Source organism: Sphingopyxis sp. BSNA05, assembly GCF_013265645.1.
Classification (GTDB): Bacteria; Pseudomonadota; Alphaproteobacteria; order Sphingomonadales; family Sphingomonadaceae; genus Parasphingorhabdus.
Map to the genome: position 1 here is coordinate 16,029 of NZ_PYIA01000101.1, position 15,659 is coordinate 31,687.

Annotated in this window: 17 protein-coding genes and 2 pseudogenes; 7 read left to right on the forward strand and 12 right to left on the reverse strand. The window is 59.3% G+C overall.

What is annotated here, in order from left to right; genetic code table 11:
- Positions 1 to 7: 7 nt before the first annotated feature.
- Positions 8 to 640 carry a hypothetical protein gene (locus C8024_RS11695; protein ID WP_217272166.1) on the reverse strand — a complete coding sequence of 211 codons (633 nt, stop codon included), beginning with the start codon at positions 638 to 640 and terminating at the stop codon, positions 8 to 10.
- Positions 641 to 989: 349 nt separating this feature from the next.
- On the opposite strand from C8024_RS11695, the gene C8024_RS11700 reads away from it, so the two are divergent.
- The 4 genes and pseudogenes from C8024_RS11700 to holA all read left to right on the forward strand — a co-directional run bounded on the left by C8024_RS11700 (position 990) and on the right by holA (position 5,423).
- Complete coding sequence (locus C8024_RS11700; RefSeq protein WP_100095437.1) at positions 990 to 1,439, forward strand: DUF3576 domain-containing protein; 450 nt, start codon at positions 990 to 992, stop codon at positions 1,437 to 1,439.
- A 27-nt stretch (positions 1,440 to 1,466) separates the two neighbouring features.
- Positions 1,467 to 3,994 (forward strand): annotated as a pseudogene (gene leuS / locus C8024_RS11705) (leucine--tRNA ligase).
- Positions 3,991 to 4,512 (forward strand): LPS assembly lipoprotein LptE, encoded by a 522-nt coding sequence (gene lptE, locus C8024_RS11710; RefSeq protein ID WP_173205353.1) that lies wholly within the window; start codon positions 3,991 to 3,993, stop codon positions 4,510 to 4,512. The pseudogene leuS and the gene lptE overlap by 4 nt, the downstream one beginning before the upstream one ends.
- Positions 4,509 to 5,423 carry a DNA polymerase III subunit delta gene (holA, locus tag C8024_RS11715; RefSeq protein ID WP_173205356.1) on the forward strand — a complete coding sequence of 305 codons (915 nt, stop codon included), beginning with the start codon at positions 4,509 to 4,511 and terminating at the stop codon, positions 5,421 to 5,423. Before lptE ends, holA begins: the two co-directional genes overlap by 4 nt.
- Positions 5,424 to 5,551: 128 nt before the next feature.
- Here holA and C8024_RS11720 read toward each other — a convergent pair whose 3' ends face one another.
- The gene (locus tag C8024_RS11720) at positions 5,552 to 6,091 is read right to left on the reverse strand and encodes a DUF4402 domain-containing protein (protein WP_173205359.1); all 540 of its coding nucleotides are present in this window, start codon (positions 6,089 to 6,091) and stop codon (positions 5,552 to 5,554) included.
- A gap of 133 nt (positions 6,092 to 6,224) precedes the next feature.
- On the opposite strand from C8024_RS11720, the gene msrB reads away from it, so the two are divergent.
- Positions 6,225 to 6,608 carry a peptide-methionine (R)-S-oxide reductase MsrB gene (msrB, locus tag C8024_RS11725; RefSeq protein WP_217272167.1) on the forward strand — a complete coding sequence of 128 codons (384 nt, stop codon included), beginning with the start codon at positions 6,225 to 6,227 and terminating at the stop codon, positions 6,606 to 6,608.
- Between the two features lie 137 nt (positions 6,609 to 6,745).
- Positions 6,746 to 8,808 (forward strand): annotated as a pseudogene (locus tag C8024_RS11730) (transglycosylase domain-containing protein).
- A gap of 3 nt (positions 8,809 to 8,811) precedes the next feature.
- Here C8024_RS11730 and C8024_RS11735 read toward each other — a convergent pair.
- From C8024_RS11735 to C8024_RS11745, 3 genes are read right to left on the reverse strand one after another with little or no spacing between them, the layout of a single operon-like run.
- Positions 8,812 to 9,564, reverse strand: a complete 753-nt coding sequence (locus tag C8024_RS11735) for a M48 family metallopeptidase (RefSeq protein ID WP_173205362.1) — start codon at positions 9,562 to 9,564, stop codon at positions 8,812 to 8,814.
- Positions 9,551 to 9,997, reverse strand: a complete 447-nt coding sequence (locus C8024_RS11740) for a YcgN family cysteine cluster protein (protein WP_173205365.1) — start codon at positions 9,995 to 9,997, stop codon at positions 9,551 to 9,553. The genes C8024_RS11735 and C8024_RS11740 overlap by 14 nt, the downstream gene beginning before the upstream one ends.
- Positions 9,985 to 10,617 carry an SCO family protein gene (locus C8024_RS11745; RefSeq protein ID WP_173205368.1) on the reverse strand — a complete coding sequence of 211 codons (633 nt, stop codon included), beginning with the start codon at positions 10,615 to 10,617 and terminating at the stop codon, positions 9,985 to 9,987. Before C8024_RS11745 ends, C8024_RS11740 begins: the two co-directional genes overlap by 13 nt.
- Positions 10,618 to 10,710: 93 nt before the next feature.
- Between C8024_RS11745 and C8024_RS11750 the strand changes: the two genes are divergently transcribed.
- The gene (locus C8024_RS11750; protein ID WP_173205371.1) at positions 10,711 to 11,376 is read left to right on the forward strand and encodes an ankyrin repeat domain-containing protein; all 666 of its coding nucleotides are present in this window, start codon (positions 10,711 to 10,713) and stop codon (positions 11,374 to 11,376) included.
- Here C8024_RS11750 and C8024_RS11755 read toward each other — a convergent pair.
- From C8024_RS11755 to dnaQ, 7 genes are all read right to left on the reverse strand, one after another.
- Complete coding sequence (locus tag C8024_RS11755) at positions 11,370 to 11,888, reverse strand: MmcB family DNA repair protein (RefSeq protein ID WP_100093070.1); 519 nt, start codon at positions 11,886 to 11,888, stop codon at positions 11,370 to 11,372. The genes C8024_RS11750 and C8024_RS11755 overlap by 7 nt on opposite strands.
- Before the next feature lie 80 nt (positions 11,889 to 11,968).
- Entirely contained in the window at positions 11,969 to 12,646 is a 678-nt protein-coding gene (locus C8024_RS11760; protein ID WP_254305841.1) for a cell wall hydrolase, read from the reverse strand.
- 235 nt (positions 12,647 to 12,881) lie between these two features.
- Positions 12,882 to 13,118 (reverse strand): DUF1491 family protein, encoded by a 237-nt coding sequence (locus tag C8024_RS11765; RefSeq protein ID WP_173205487.1) that lies wholly within the window; start codon positions 13,116 to 13,118, stop codon positions 12,882 to 12,884.
- A gap of 93 nt (positions 13,119 to 13,211) precedes the next feature.
- Positions 13,212 to 13,694 (reverse strand): PaaI family thioesterase, encoded by a 483-nt coding sequence (locus tag C8024_RS11770; protein WP_173205490.1) that lies wholly within the window; start codon positions 13,692 to 13,694, stop codon positions 13,212 to 13,214.
- 9 nt (positions 13,695 to 13,703) lie between these two features.
- The gene (locus tag C8024_RS11775; protein WP_100093074.1) at positions 13,704 to 14,171 is read right to left on the reverse strand and encodes a PTS sugar transporter subunit IIA; all 468 of its coding nucleotides are present in this window, start codon (positions 14,169 to 14,171) and stop codon (positions 13,704 to 13,706) included.
- Between the two features lie 143 nt (positions 14,172 to 14,314).
- Positions 14,315 to 14,887, reverse strand: a complete 573-nt coding sequence (raiA, locus tag C8024_RS11780; protein ID WP_100093075.1) for a ribosome-associated translation inhibitor RaiA — start codon at positions 14,885 to 14,887, stop codon at positions 14,315 to 14,317.
- Between the two features lie 47 nt (positions 14,888 to 14,934).
- A complete protein-coding gene (gene dnaQ, locus C8024_RS11785) occupies positions 14,935 to 15,633 on the reverse strand; it encodes a DNA polymerase III subunit epsilon (protein ID WP_100093076.1) in 699 nt (232 codons plus the stop codon).
- Between the last annotated feature and the right edge of the window lie 26 nt (positions 15,634 to 15,659).

Below are 15,659 nucleotides of genomic sequence, written 5' to 3' on the forward strand. Positions count from 1 at the left end.
CCGGCGGTCACCTGCAGATTGCGGGTAAGCGAATAGCTGCCACCGACATCAAGCGTATAATCTTTCTCGCTCGCGTCCAGCGCCCGCGGAGCGGCGTTGATCGGGGCCGAGGCATCGAGCGACATGCGCGGGTTGAAACGGCTCTTCTTGCCTTATCCTCCTCGCCCAGCAGTCTTTCCCCGCCGATTTCCGAAAGATCAGGCATATTGCCGTTCAGCTTCTTGACCGGAATCGCGAAGCTCTTCAGACCTTTTGCAGCGCCGAGACTATAGGAAACGGGGGCAATTTTCGCCGCGCTTGTCACGCCCGATCCGGGTGCTGCGGCGAGGATATTCTCGCGAATCGAAACAGCGTCCGCCTTCTGGCGAACCACGACGGTGACCGAACGTTCGCCGTCACGGGTCCCGCCGGAGGGCGTGAATTTGAAACTGGCATTGCCGCGCAAGGCATTCAGATTATATTTGGCGACGAGATCAGGGTCAGCACCGGCAACGGTAAAGGAACCGATCGATCCGAGGGTTTTCAGCGACACCATCGTGTCATCACCGGAAAGAACCTTCGCCAGGGCAGGAGTCATGGCAAGGCCAGAGATCGCGAGTCCCGTCGCTAACCAACCGAAATGACTGACCTTTTTCGTCATGATGAAGATGCTTCCCCTTAATATGGCCTTCGATATAACAAAACCGCTGATCTGCACGAGTCAACATATTGTTTTTGTCCGATTTTCTCAAACTAGCCTGTTTCTGTTGCAGTTCGGTTACGCTTTTGTCCGGACATCGTTTCATTTTCTAGCAGGAAAAAGATGAACCGGAGATGATTTTGCGGCCATTCAACTGGGGTTCAGTCCGCGCTCCACAAGAGCGAAACATGCGCTTATGCTTGCCCCTCGCGGCAAAGCATTTATAGAGAGCGCTGAAATGATATCATGTCCGGAACAAATCCTGCAAAAGGGATTTCGTCCCGGCGCAAAATGCAACCAGGAGCGCTTCATGTCCCGCCTCAAATCATCCCTATTCCTGCGGTCTGCAACCGCTAGCCTGCTGACATTGTCCCTGCTCTCCGCCTGTGGCGGAAAAGAGCGGCCGAAAGCTGATCTCGCAGCGTCTCAGGTTACCACCATCGGCGTGAACAGCTATTTGTGGCGCGCATCGCTCGATGCCCTGGCCTTCATGCCGCTGACCCAGACCGACAGCAATGGCGGCGTGATCCTGACCGACTGGTATGTAAACCCGCAGAACCCGGGCGAGCGGATGAAGATCAATGTGTCGATCCTCGACCAGGATCTGCGCGCCGACGCCCTGCGCGTTGCAGCGTCGCGGCAGGTCGCGCAGAACGGCACCTGGGTGGATGCCCCGGTCAAGGCCGCGACCACGCAAAAGCTCGAACAGATCATCCTCACCAAGGCGCGCGATTTGCGGCGCGGTGCGATCACCAACTAAACCTTCCTGCCACATCATGGGGCCGCAATGACCGATCAGCGATTCAATCCACTGGCGGCGGACAAACGCTGGCAAGAGCGCTGGGCGAGTGCCGGCACGTTCGAGGCGGACGACGCCAGCAGCAAGCCGCGCAGCTATGTGCTCGAGATGTTCCCCTATCCCTCGGGCCGCATCCACATGGGCCATGTCCGCAACTATACGATGGGCGACGTGCTCGCCCGTTTCCGGCGGATGCAGGGCTTTGAAGTGCTTCACCCGATGGGCTGGGACGCCTTCGGCATGCCGGCGGAAAATGCGGCGATGGAAAAGAAAGTACATCCCGGCGAATGGACCCGGGCCAATATCGCATCGATGCGCAGCCAGCTGAAGACTTTGGGATTCGCTTTTGACTGGAGCCGCGAACTGGCGACCTGCGAACCGGAATATTATGGCCAGGAACAGGCGCTTTTCATCGATCTGTTCGAAGGCGGTCTGGTCTATCGCAAGGAATCGGCGGTCAACTGGGACCCGGTCGACATGACCGTGCTCGCCAACGAACAGGTGATCGACGGCAAGGGCTGGCGGTCCGGCGCGCCGGTGGAAAAGCGCAAGCTCAGCCAGTGGTTTCTCAAAATCACCGATTTTGCCGAGGATCTGCTGGCCGGACTGGGCGACCTCAAGGGCTGGCCGGAAAAAGTGCGGCTGATGCAGGAAAACTGGATCGGCAAGTCGCAGGGCCTGCAATTCCATTTCCAGCTCGCCGAAGCGCAAGGCGATATTGCGTCGGTCGAGGTTTTCTCGACCCGGCCCGACACGATTTTCGGGGCCAGCTTTGTCGCGCTGTCGGCTGACCATCCGCTGACGCAAAAACTTGCTGGCCAGAATGACGCGCTCGCGTCCTTTGCCGAAGAATGCAAGGCTGGTGGCACAACCGCTGCCGAGCTTGAGACAATGGAGAAAAAGGGCTTCGATACCGGCCTGACCGTCACCCATCCGCTCGATCCCGACTGGCAATTGCCCGTCTATGTCGCCAATTTCGTGCTGATGGATTATGGCACCGGCGCGGTATTCGGCGTGCCTGCGCACGACCAGCGCGATCTCGACTTTGCCCGCAAATATGATCTGCCGGTCAAGCGCGTTGTCTCGGACGGCGATGAAACCGCTGCCGAATATATCGGGGACGAGGCCTATACCGGTCCCGGCAAGATCGTGAACAGCGCCTTTCTCGACGGCATGACCGTGGAAGCAGCGCAGCAAGCGATTATCGATCGCGCGGGGTCCGAAGGCTGGGGCAAGGCCCAAACGACCTGGCGGCTTCGCGACTGGGGCGTATCGCGCCAGCGCTATTGGGGCACGCCGATCCCGATCATTCATTGCGATGCTTGCGGTCCGGTGCCGGTGCCCAAGGACCAGCTACCGATCGTATTGCCCGAAGACATCGATTTTGAAACCCCGGGCAACCCGCTTGAACGCCACGCGACATGGAAACATGTCGACTGCCCGAAATGCGGCAAGGCGGCGCGGCGCGAGACCGACACGCTCGACACTTTTGTCGACAGCAGCTGGTATTTCCTGCGCTTTGCCAGCCAGCCGGACGACCGGCCTTTTGACCCCGAAGTGGTCAAGCAGTGGCTGCCGGTGACGCAATATATCGGCGGCGTCGAACATGCGATCCTGCACCTGCTCTATGCCCGATTCTGGACCCGCGCTCTGGCGAGCATCGGCAAGCTGGATTTTGCCGAGCCGTTTGAAAGCCTGTTCACCCAGGGCATGGTGACCCACGAAACCTACAAACATGGTGATGGCAGCTGGCTGTCGCCTGACGAGGTCGAGAAAAACGGCAGTGACTGGGCGGTGATCGCTGACGGGTCGCCGGTCACCACCGGCCGGGTCGAGAAAATGTCGAAGTCGAAGAAAAATGTCGTCGATCCCGATCCGATCATCGAACAATATGGCGCCGATGCGGTGCGTTTCTTCATGCTCTCCGACAGCCGCCCGAGCGCGACCTGCCTTGGTCGGAAGCGGGTATCGAAGGCAGCTGGCGCTTTGTCCAGCGCCTGTGGCGGTTGTTTATCGCTGTCGCAGACAGTGAAGATACAGGCGAAGACAAGGCACTCCGCCGCAAGCTCCACCAGACCGTCGCCGGTGTCGCTGGCGATGTCGAGGCGCTGTCGTTCAACAAGGCGGTCGCGAAGATATTCGAACTGGTCAATCTGATCGAAAAATCGCAGCCGTCCGCAGACCGTACCACGGCCATCCGTTCCCTTGCGCGGATCGTCGCGCCGATGGTGCCGCATATTGCCGAGGAAGCCTGGGCCTTGTTTGGCGAGAGCGGCCTGATCGCCGACGCGCCATGGCCGGAAGTGGACGAAAGCCTGCTGGTCGATGACGAAGTCACGATTGCGATTCAGGTGCGCGGGAAATTGCGCGATACGATCACCGTGGCCAAGGGCAGCAGCAAGGATCAGCTCGAAGAGCTTGCCCTCGCTTCCGAGAAGGTGCAGCGTAGCCTCGACGGAGCGGAAATAAAGAAGGTGATTGTCGTGCCCGACCGACTGGTCAATATCGTCATATGAGTTCCATGATCGCCCGGATCGGCCTGGTCGTGGCATTGTCGGCGATGCTGGCCGGCTGCAACCTGCGACCGCTCTATGCTGGTGGCACGAACGGCGTCGTTGCGCAGGAACTGGGCAATGTCGAGATTGAACCGATCGCCGGCAAGGCCGGATGGCTCACCCGCAACGCACTGAAGGATCAGCTCGGCGCATTTGAGGGACAACAGGCAAAATATCGGCTGACGGTCGCACTGGAAGACAAGATTGCCGGTTTCGGCGTGCGCAGCGACGACCGGATCACGCGCGAGCGCAGAACGTTGCGCGCCCGTTATCAGCTGGTCCGTCTCTCTGATTCCGTAGTGGTCCTTGATGCCACAGCCGGATCGGATGCGGGTATCGACGTGGTCTCTTCGGAATATGCCACGCTCGCGGCGGAAGACACGGCACTGGAAAATCTGGCGACCCGCGTGGCCAACCAGATTGTCACCCGGCTGTCCCTGTTCGCCCGGAAAGAGGCCAGCGCGACGCCGCAGCCATGAAGGCAAAGCCGGAGGACATAGTCAGGCGCTTTCACGCCGGGTCCGATCAATTCAGACTGGTCCTGCTATGCGGTCCCAATGTCACCCGCTGCCAGGCACTGGTCGAGGAACTGGTCAAGCCGCTGGCGCAAGCCGCCGAGCGGGTCGATCTGACGATCGGCGATATTGCCGACGGCCCGGCCCGGCTCAATGACGAGGCCAATTCCGCATCGCTGTTTGGCGACAAGCGCTTTCTCGTCTTGCGGCTGAACAGCGGCGAAGCGGTCCGCGCAACAGCGGCAATCGACAATCTTCTGGCCAGCGAAACGGCTGGCGACCCCGTATTTGTCATCGCGCCCGGCATGGGCGACAAGACCGCATTGGCAAAAAGCATCATCGCCGCGCCCGATGCATTGATCGCGACCTGCTATGAAACGACACCCCAGCAGGCAGCGGCGGCGATCCAGACGATGGCGCAAACCGAAGGTCTCCGACTGAGCCGGGAAATGGCCCAGGAAATCGCCGCGCTGACCAGCAATGATCTGGTACTGGCGCGCATGGAAGTGGAAAAGATCGCGCTCTATCTTGATGCGACGCCGGAAAATCCACTGGCCCCGGAAGACGATATATTGCTGCTGCTCGGTGCTGAAAATGACGAAGAGGATATCAATCTGCTGATCCACGCCGCGCTCAATGGCGATGCGGCCCGGCTGGCGCAGGAAATCGCCGCAACCCGGGCGCAGGGCATCAGCGAGATCGGCCTGATACGGATAATGCTCCGGCATTTGTCCAAGCTCGCGGAGTTGCGCAGCAAGGTCGACAAGGGTGGCAATGTCGATGCTGTCGCCGGTCATCCCAGCGTGTTTTCAAGGAACAGAAACATTTCAAGCGGCAACTGCGCATCTGGTCATCCGCCCATATCGCGCGGTTGATCGAACGGATCCTGCAGCTGGAGATCGCGATGAAAAGCAGCGGCCAGCCCGATCAGGTACTTCTGGAGGAAGAACTGCTGCTGATCGCCCGAAAAGCGGCCAGCGGTCGCTAGGACAAAAGCGCGGCTTCACTCATAGTCGGCGGTAATCGCGATCCGGCCGCGGAACCGGCCGCTGGCGTCACCGCGAATACGCAATTGCCCGCCAAAGGCAAAGGTCAGCCGTCCCGACGGATCGAGCCTTGCCAGCGCCGGCAGATTGGTTTCCAGCCGCTCCAGTTCGGCCGTCGAACCATTGGGTGCGCTCAGCTGAATCCGCTCCGGCAGGAAAATCCGCACGCTGCGGCCCGGCTCGCCGGTCAGGCGCCCCTCGCCGTGCAGCGCCATGCCGCCAAGATTGGCAATGCTGCCGCGGATCTGCCGGTCACCCGACATCGGATCAATGCTCACCACGCCGCCGCTGCTGCTGAGCAAGGCCATGCGCGAGAAATCCAGATTGGCGGTAATCTCGATCTGCAACGGAATCTCCGGTCGCCCGTCAATCGCCCCGGACAGGCTGTCAGGCTGACCGCTGGCCGCACACAGGCGGCATTGCGCCTGCAAGCTCGCCGGCGGGAAGGCCAGGGAAGCCATCAGCATTGCGCCAGTCAGCAAGGATTTCACCACCATTGTCATAATCCCACATCCTGCCCAGATATGCCTAACATCGGGTTAACCAACAAAAAGGCGGATCGGCTGGCTTCGTCAGATCCCTTGACCGGCTGCCCTCGAATGCCCATCTAGCGGGAATGGAAAAACTATATTGAGCGACGAGCAATGGCGGCAAAAGCTGTCTCCGGAGCAATATCACGTGTTGCGCGAAGCGGGCACCGAACGGCCCTTTACGGGGGCGCTGAACACCGAATATCGCGATGGTGAATTTTTCTGCGCCGGCTGCGGCAGCAAATTGTTTGAATCGGACAGCAAGTTCGACAGCGGTTGCGGCTGGCCAAGCTTTTCCGCGCCCGCCGATTCCGAAGCGGTCACCGAAATCGAGGATAACAGCCTCGGCATGCGCCGGATCGAGATTCGCTGCTCCACCTGCGACGGGCATCTGGGCCATGTCTTTCCCGACGGGCCAACCGAAACCGGTCTGCGCTATTGCATGAACAGCGCTGCCATGGCTTTCGAACCCAAGGCCGACTGACTTTTTTCTGTGCTTCCCTGTTCAGCCTACGCTAAGGCACCAGAACGCTAGAAAATCTCTGGTTTAGTATATAGTGGGTGGATCAATATGGCGCGGGCCAAAAACGCAGCAACAAACAGGGTCCAGTCCGCAAATGGCTGTGGCGGCTGACCAAAGCGGGTCTGGTCGTCGGATTGCTGGCCGCCATTGCTCTGGTGGTTGCGGTATTGGTGGTCCGTTCGTCACTCCCCGGTTTCGAGGATCTCAAATCCTCTCCCAACGGCCAGATGATCCGGGTGCTGGACGTGAATGGCAAAGAGCTGTTCTCGATGGGCCCGAGCTACGGCGAATGGCTGGAATATTCGGACATCCCGGAAGTCATGAAATCCGCCATGGTCGCGGTCGAGGATCGCCGCTACGAAAGCCATCCCGGCGTTGATCCGATCGGCATCGCGCGCTCGTTACAGGTAAGGATGCAGCGCGGCCACTGGGCGCAGGGCGGCTCCACCATCACCCAGCAACTCGCGCGCAACGTGTTCCTGAACAACAACCGCACCTTTGGCCGGAAGGGCCGTGAAATATTGCTCGCGCTGGCGATGGAACGGAAATTTTCCAAGGAACAGATTCTCGAACTCTATCTGAACAAGGTCTATTATGGCGGCGGTGCCTATGGCATCGACGCCGCATCGCGCCGCTTCTTCGCGCACAGCGCCAGAGAACTCAACCTGGCCGAGGCCGCGATCATCGCCGGTCTGGTCAAGGCACCGTCCCGCTATTCCCCCACCGCCGACGCCACGGCAGCCATTGGTCGCGCCACGGTGGTGCTGGAAGTGATGCAGGATGCCGGTGCCATAAGCGCATCCGAAGCCGCGAAAACCAATCCCGCGTCGGTCAAGCTGGCGCCCGAACCGCGGCAGAACAGTGTGCGCTATTTCACCGACTGGGCGCTGCCGCAGCTGGACCTGCTGATCGACGAGAGCGTAGAGCCGATCGAGGTCTGGACGACGCTGGATCTTGATATGCAGCGCGTCGCCACCGCGGCCATCCAGTCCGGTGTGCCGGCCGGTGCCCAGGGTGCATTGGTGGCAATCGACCGCGATGGCGCGGTGCGCGCCATGGTCGGCGGCACGGACTATGTGACCTCCAATTACAACCGCGCAACCCAGGCCGTTCGCCAGCCCGGTTCGGCCTGGAAAGTGTTCGTCTATATGGCGGCGCTGGAAGCGGGCTATACGCCCAATGACACGGTGACCGACGAGCCGATCACGATCGGCAACTGGACGCCGCGCAACAGCGGGGACCGCTATGCCGGCGACATTGATGTCCGCACCGCTTTTGCCTTTTCCAAGAATACCGTCGCGGCGGCTATCGGCAATGATATCGGCACTTCGTCGATCGCCAATATGGCACGGCGTTTTGGCATCACCACCCCGATCAACACCAACCCCTCGATGGTATTGGGTACGTCCGACGTGCGCTTGCTGGACATGACCCGCGCCTTTGCCTCGATCAGCGCCAAGGGCATTGCGATAACCCCGTTCGGTATCACCAAGGTGCAGACGATGAAGGGTGATATCCTGTACCAGAGCAAATTTGACGGCAGCCGCGTGCTGGTCGACCCCTGGGTCGCTGCCGGGATCACGGACCTGATGCAGACAGCCGTCGCCACCGGCACCGGACGGGCCGCACAGATCGGCAGGCCGGTTGCCGGCAAGACCGGCACCACCAGCAGCAACAAGGACGGCTGGTTCCTCGGTTTTCCAGCGGCCTGACCACCGGCGTCTGGATGGGCCGTGATGACGCCAAACCGGTCGGCGGATTACAAGGTGGCCGGGCTCCGGCCAGCGTCTTCGCGCAGTTCATGAAAATGGCCGTAGCCAATCGCAAGGTCGAGAAATTCGATACCGAACTGGTCTTGCCGGAATGGCAGCTGGAACCGGATGAAGACGAGCTGTTCGGAGCGCCTGAAGACGGTATCTATGTCGACGAGAACGGGATGCCGATCGAGACGGGTCGCGGATTCGAATATGATCTGGAAGGCGGGGAAGCCGCCGACAGTCCGCGGCTAGATCAGGACTGGATCGATTCGGTGCTGGGTCGCGGCGAGGATCCCGGTCCCCGCAAGCCGGAACCGGCACCGGTCAAGAAACCGAAGCCGCAACCACCACAGAATCCACCCGAATCCCTTCTTCCCGAAGCCGCGCGTCAGGAACAGCAATAGGGATCAGGTTCGGTCGACCGGCGGAGACTGTCTTTCGGCGCCCACCATGTGCAGGCCACGACCATGGTCCTTGAGCCAGCGGTCGGCCACGTGACGGTCCGATTCGAATATCCGGTCGAGCAGGGCATAGAATCGCTTGCTGTGATCCATATGGGTGAGATGGGCCACTTCATGCGCAACCACCGACCGGCGGACATGCGGCGGCGCCATGACCAGCCGCCAGCTCAACCGGATCGACTTGCGACTGGAGCAACTGCCCCAGCGGCGCCGCGCATCGCCGATGGCCAGCCGCGGCAAATCGGTTCCGGCCCGGCTGCAGTAGAATTGCAGATCATCGGCAAATATCGGGCGCGCCCGGGCCCTGAGCCAGCGGAGGATGCGGGCCTCGACAAGTTCGGCCGGGCCACCCAACCGGATTTCTCCATCCACAATCTCCGGCGTGCGGGCGAATTCCGGCGACCATCTGATGATATAGGGCTCCCCCAGAAACGCGATCTGGCCGCCATCCTCCACCGGAACCGGAGGAACGGCTTCGGCGAAGCGGGCATTGAGCCAGTCGGACTTTGACTGGGCGAAGCGCAGCGCCTGATTTTCCGACGCATAAGGCGGCAAGGTCAGGCGAACGACGCCCTTGACCGTATCGGCTGACACGATGATCGACCGGGCCTGCTTCGATCGGCGCAGCTGCAGAGGATAGCTGACCCCGTCCAGGCTGATAGCAAGCGCTTCGGAGCGGGAGGAGCTAAAGAGGCGCATCGAGAATATGCTGCTCGAGCGGTCCGGCCTTGCTCTCGGGAATGACCTTGCCGCGGATCGACTGACCCGCCGCATGGATCGATTCCCGGTCGCCGGAGACCAGATAATGCCATTCCGGCAGCGGCAGGCCCCGGGCCCGCATTCTATAGGCGCAACTGTCGGGCAGCCAGTCAAATTCTTCCAGCTTGGTACGCGTCAGCCGGACGCAATCCGGGACATGAAACTTGCGGTGGCGATAATCGCTGCACTGGGCGCTCTGCAGATCGAGCAGCTTGCAGGCAATATTGGTCATATATATCTGACCGTCATCCTCGTCCTCGGCCTTCAGCAGGCAGCATTTGCCACAGCCATCGCACAAGGCCTCCCACTGACCGCGATCCAGCGATTCAAGCGGTGCTTCCCAGAAGGGCTGATCGGCGCCTAGCGCGCCCATCGGATAATTTCGTCGGCGACCTGCTGCGGCGTGCCGTCAAAGGGCAACAGCGCCAGCGGCTCACCCTCCGGTCCGAAAAGATAGGCCTGGCGGCTATGGTCGACAAGATATTCGCTCGACCCTTCGTCGTTACGGATATCGTAGAGAATCAGATATTTTTTCGCGACAGCGGCGATTTCCTCGGCGCTTCCGGTAAGACCGATAAGCCGCGGATGGAAAGCGGAAACATATTGTTTCAGCACGTCCGGCGTATCGCGACCGGGATCGACGGATATGAAAATCGGCTGGATCTTCCGGGCCAGAGCCGGATCGTCCTTTTCCACCTGTTTCAATCCCAGCATGATATTGGCCAGATCGACGGGGCAGACGTCGGGGCAATAGCTGTAGCCAAAATAGATGATGCGATACTGGCCCTTGAAGTCAGTGTCCGAAGTTTTGCCGCCGTCCTGGTTGGTCAGCGTGAAGGACCCGCCGATCTTCGCGCCCGCAAGCGGTGGCTCCGCACCGGCCGGCGCACCTCCGTCGGACGCAGGGTTGCAGGCGGCCAGAAGTGTCAGTAATCCTGTGGCGAGGATCATTTTTACGACATTGTTGATATTGTTCATTACGGGGCCAGACATGGTCTGCTAGTGGATCAATTTCAACAGATAATTGATAGACAGCAATTGCAGTGGACCGGTGCAAATGGTCACCGGTCAAAAACGGGGCTAAAAATGTTCAAGAATATATCTTCGGTCACTCAATCATCCGGTACATTGGTCAAATTCCTGCAGCTCGCCCTGCTGGCGGTTACCCTTGTGTCGATCTCCGCTCCGGCTGCCGCCCAGTTTTCGGAAAGCTATAATTTTCTGAAAGCGGTCAAGGAGAGAGATGGCGAGGAAGCGACCAAATTTCTAAGCCAGCCGGGGTCGGTGATCGTCAATACGCGCGACCGCTCGACCGGAGAGACAGCCCTGCATATCGTTGTGGCCCGTCGCGACAATATCTGGGTTGGTTTCCTGCTGCAAAAAGGCGCCAATCCCGATCTCGCCGACAAGGAGGGTGTGACGCCGCTCATGCTGGCGACCCAGTTGCGCTTCGTCGACGGTGTCAGGACCCTACTGGCCAAGAAGGCCAAGGTGGATGCAACGAACAGACAGGGGGAAACGGCCCTCATCCGCGCCGTCCAGCTTCGCGATAGCGAATTGGTCCGCCTGTTGCTCGCCAATGGCGCCGACCCGGACCACACCGATTCACTCGCCGGAAAATCGGCCCGCGACTATGCCAGGCAGGATCGCCGGGGCGCATCCATCTTGGCCGAGATTGAAAAGCGGACGCTGACAAAAACCGGAACCGCAAGGCCGTTTCTTCGGACCGGAAGGCTAGTCGACGCTCAATAACCGTCTGGTTCGTGCTGTCCCCGCACCGGACTGATCCAGCCATCCGAAATCGCCGACCGCTGCATGGCGCGGCGAGCCAGCCGCATCGTCTCGGTCTTGCGCCGTGCCGGTGCCAGAGCATTGGTCGCAGCAGCCCGCACCATTTCCGCATCATAGGCGTCGGCGATGATCAGTCCGGTACGCTCGGGCATGAAATCGGGTCCTTCGACCGGGGACGCGTCGAATCCGACCGGCAGCGCCCAGTAGAAACGGTCACAATAGTCCAGATATTCGGTCCATTTGGCGTCGCCCAGCAAATCGCTGCGCGCGACCTTGATCTCGACAATGACAATCTGGCCCTTGGCATCAATCCCCATCAGGTCGGCCCGGCGCCGGTTCCGCAAGCTGACCTCGGGCAACACCATGATATCGTGCCGCATGAACATCCGGGCGACGCCGCGGGCAACAGCCTGTGCTCCGCTCAACACATCGGCGGTCATCAGCAAGCCGGAGGAATCGTCGATCGATGTCATCACATCTGACTAGAACATAAAAGAACAAAATAAAGGCCCCCATTCGGGAGCCTTCATTTATTCGCCGGTTTCCGGATCGCCTATTGATAGAAAATATGATTGTCTATCGTAGCCAGCCGCTTGAGACGCCAGCCCGGCGAAACATAGCGTGCGTGAAAGAACAGCGCGCCTTCGACCGAGCTTTCCCAGCCATCGTTCATCGCAATCTTGGCAATCGCCACGGCGTTGCGCCACTGCCGGTGGCCCTTGTTGATGCGGGGCATCTTGCCACCGCGCACGAAGGAAAACTGGCTGCGCTGATATACAACGCCGCAGATCGTGTCGGGAAAACGGGGTGAAGCGACACGCGCCAGAACAACGCGGGCTACCGCCAGCTGGCCTTTCAGCGATTCGCTTTTCGATTCAAAATAGACGGTGCCTGCAAGACAGTGCATTTCTTCGTCGAGCGCGCCGGCGACCGATTGCTGGCGGACCAGCTGGCGCAGCGTCGTTGCCCCGTCATTGACAAAATCGTCGGTGGCCCAGCGGTCAGCTTCCGCCTCGCCGTTGGCAATCTTGTCCGATTCCACGACATCCTGCGGGATTTCGGCAACAACTTCCTGCTGTTCGCCGAAAATAACGGCCTGGCCGGGTTCATCTTCTTCCAGCAACGCCGGATCAACAAATATTTCGGATTCAGGAATCTCGTCATTTGCTTCCAGAGCAAAAGACGCATCTGTGACGGAAAAGGCCGCCACAACAGTCAGTGCGAGCGACAAAACGCTCGTGGCACGAAAATTTTTCTCATAAACCTGTTTTGTTATGCGGTGAGACCAGAGCATATCCTGACAAAAACCCCGTCCGGAATGCCGAAAATGGACCGAAAACCCAAAACCCGTGGTCCATTTCTGTTCTCCCCGTCTGCGTGTTTACCGCCTGTCAATTCGACAAACGAGCGGCAACCTGCGCATCAAAGTTGAGCGCCAAATATGGTTCTGGTGAATAAAGTCAAGTTTACTGACCCATTAGGGCGATGAGCCGTTCCCCATCCGGGATGTCCAGTTCAATTAACCACATATCGGGATCAAAACGGAATCTGCGGGCGAGATATTCGGATAATTCTTTTGAATTATCAGTATCTTGATGCCATATCTGCTGCCAATTGGGGGTGCCGTCCAGCGATGGCATATTCTCCAGAAGCCTAGGGTTTTCCCCCTTTTCAACGCACTGGACGAGAATGGTTCCCGAAATCCGGTCCCCTTTTTCAGCACTGCCCCGAAACCGCCACGCTGGTCGACCAGCCGGAGCAGCGTCTGGACCTTCATTTCCGCGGAAAGCCGCGGTTCAATCATCCTTCTTGTACCCGGGCAAGGATGCCAGCGGGATGTGCGAGCGCATGAAAGTCCCGGTGCCACGGGCTATTTCTTCGCCTTCGTCATCGATCAGACGCGAATCCGCGACAAACACCCTCCGTTTACCGCTGACCCACCGGCCTTCCGCGATCACCGGTCCCGACTTGAGCGGCTTGGTGAACAACAGATTGAACGCTGTGGTCAGGATGAACCGGTCGGAAACCAGACTGTTGGCTGCGTAAAAGGCAGCATCGTCGAGCATTTTGAAATAGGCGGTTCCGTGCACCGCGCCGGCGGCATGATAATAGCGCTCGTCCACCGTGAAAAATATTCGCGCCATGCCGGCATCGGCGATTTCAAGACGGGAATTGAACAGCCGGTTTATCGGCGCTTCCGCATATAGCCGTTCGAGGGCCCGGAAATGCTCCTGCGCCCCTCCAGCATCCTGCGGACCGTCCGCCGATTTTTCGTTCATCGCCAAGGATCAGGCCGCCCGCTGCTCGCGCTGTCTGTTGAGCAGCGCGAAAAGTGCATCCTGACCCGATGCACCCCGAAGTTTCGCCACCATATGGTCATCCCGCAAAAAGCGAGAGGCCGCGGCCAGCGCCTTGAGATGCTCGACACCGCTTTTCTCCGGCGACAGCAGCGCGAAGATCAGATCGACCGGCTTGCCGTCATGCGCGTTGAACGGCGCCGGTTCGGCGAGCCGCAGGAAAATGCCGATACAATGATCGAGGCCGGGCAATTTGGTGTGCGGAATCGCGACCGACCGTCCGAATCCGGTCGATCCCAGCGCTTCGCGAGCCTCGAGACCGGTGCGGATGGCCTCGGCATCGAGTCGATAGCATTCCTGCCCGATTTGGCCGATGGTGCGGAAGATATCATTCTTGTCGCCAATGTCCTGACAATCCCGCACGGCGGCGAGCTCCAGTCTAACGGGCAAATCAGTCATGAATCTTTCCTCTTGTCCCGGCGAAACTCAGCCAATTCGGCAACCACCGTATAATCCGGTACCGGATAATCCGGTCGTTGGTGCGCGTTGAACCAGCCGCTAAAAATACCGGTTATCCGTTCGGTTTAAGCGATACGGGCCTGTCAGCTATTTGGTTCCACCCAACCGATCATGCCATCGGAGCGGCGATAAACCATATTATGGGCGCCAGTGCCAGAGTTTTTGAACAAAAGCGCGCTGGTATTGCGCAAATCCATCATCATAACCGCATTGGATACGCTGGCTTCCGGGATGTCGGTGCTGGTTTCGGCGATGATGGCGGGCGATTCGCCGTTCACTTCGCTTTCCTCTTCCTCTTCGGAGGCTTCGAACACGCGATAGGCTGCTTCTTCCTGCTTCGCCGCATATTGGGCCTGGACATGATGGTCGTTCAGCCGGCGCATATAGCGGCGCAGCTGCTTTTCGGTCTTGTCGGCGGCCTGTTCGAACGCCTGATGCGCATCGCCGGCCTGCGCGTCCGATTTCAGGGTGAGACCCTGCATCACATGCGTCACGATATCGCATTTGAACTGGGCGTGGGGGGCCTTGCTCACGGTAACGTTCGCTGAAATCGCCTTGGCAAAATATTTGCTGGCAATCGCGTTCATCCGATCCTCGGCATGGGTTTGCAACGCATCGCCGGTATCGACCTGATGTCCTGAAACACGAACTTCCATATTCACTCTCCTTTTGCTTCTGCACCGTTACGCAAACAGTGGTGCAGCTAAACCTCAGACCAAAGAGGGTTTTCTATGCCCTCGATAAAAATCCTGTGCCGCGCCAGCTCGTCCTCGCTGGCATGATGCTCGCGCGCGGCGATGAACTGTTTCCGCTCTGCCGGCCGTGCCGCGGGCCGCATATCGCGAACCGGATCCTGCTTTCTCGCGTCATCGGCCAGACCGAGTCCGATCTGCCGGCCGCCGGTCAGCTCGATATAAAGCTGGGTCAGCAGTTCGGCGTCCAGCAAAGCGCCATGTTTGACGCGGTGGCTGCGATCGATGCCGTAGCGCGAGCACAAGGCGTCCAGCGACAGTTTCGCACCGGGATGTTTGGATTTGGCGATCGCCAAAGTGTCGATCATGCGGAACTGGGAAATCGGCTTGTACCCGCACAAGACCAGTTCGGCGTTGAGAAATTTGAAATCGAACTGGGCATTATGGGCCACCAGATTCGAATCTTGCAGGAAGGACAGCAATTCCTCGGCGCCGTCGGAAAACAGTTTCTTGTCGGACAGGAACACGTCCGAAAGCCCGTGGACTTCCTCTGCCGCCTTGGGCATCGACCGCTGGGGATTATAATAGCAGTGGAAGGTCTGCCCGGTTTCGACCCGGTTGATCATTTCGATACAGCCGATTTCCACCATCCGGTCACCATTTTGAGGATCAAAGCCAGTAGTTTCGGTGTCGAAAATTATCTCTCGCATAAGGCCAATATCGGACCGATCTTTGG

Coding starts and splice junctions, on each gene's coding strand:
- C8024_RS11700 (WP_100095437.1), top strand. CDS start 990: ATGTCCCGCCTCAAATCATCCCTATTCCTGCGGTCTGCAACCGCTAGC.
- C8024_RS11735 (WP_173205362.1), bottom strand. CDS start 9,564: ATGCGCCTCTTTAGCTCCTCCCGCTCCGAAGCGCTTGCTATCAGCCTG.
- C8024_RS11740 (WP_173205365.1), bottom strand. CDS start 9,997: ATGGGCGCGCTAGGCGCCGATCAGCCCTTCTGGGAAGCACCGCTTGAA.
- C8024_RS11720 (WP_173205359.1), bottom strand. CDS start 6,091: ATGGTGGTGAAATCCTTGCTGACTGGCGCAATGCTGATGGCTTCCCTG.
- holA (WP_173205356.1), top strand. CDS start 4,509: ATGAAGGCAAAGCCGGAGGACATAGTCAGGCGCTTTCACGCCGGGTCC.
- lptE (WP_173205353.1), top strand. CDS start 3,991: ATGAGTTCCATGATCGCCCGGATCGGCCTGGTCGTGGCATTGTCGGCG.
- C8024_RS11745 (WP_173205368.1), bottom strand. CDS start 10,617: ATGTCTGGCCCCGTAATGAACAATATCAACAATGTCGTAAAAATGATC.
- C8024_RS11775 (WP_100093074.1), bottom strand. CDS start 14,171: ATGACTGATTTGCCCGTTAGACTGGAGCTCGCCGCCGTGCGGGATTGT.
- C8024_RS11750 (WP_173205371.1), top strand. CDS start 10,711: ATGTTCAAGAATATATCTTCGGTCACTCAATCATCCGGTACATTGGTC.
- raiA (WP_100093075.1), bottom strand. CDS start 14,887: ATGGAAGTTCGTGTTTCAGGACATCAGGTCGATACCGGCGATGCGTTG.
- C8024_RS11755 (WP_100093070.1), bottom strand. CDS start 11,888: ATGACATCGATCGACGATTCCTCCGGCTTGCTGATGACCGCCGATGTG.
- C8024_RS11770 (WP_173205490.1), bottom strand. CDS start 13,694: ATGAACGAAAAATCGGCGGACGGTCCGCAGGATGCTGGAGGGGCGCAG.
- dnaQ (WP_100093076.1), bottom strand. CDS start 15,633: ATGCGAGAGATAATTTTCGACACCGAAACTACTGGCTTTGATCCTCAA.
- C8024_RS11695 (WP_217272166.1), bottom strand. CDS start 640: ATGACGAAAAAGGTCAGTCATTTCGGTTGGTTAGCGACGGGACTCGCG.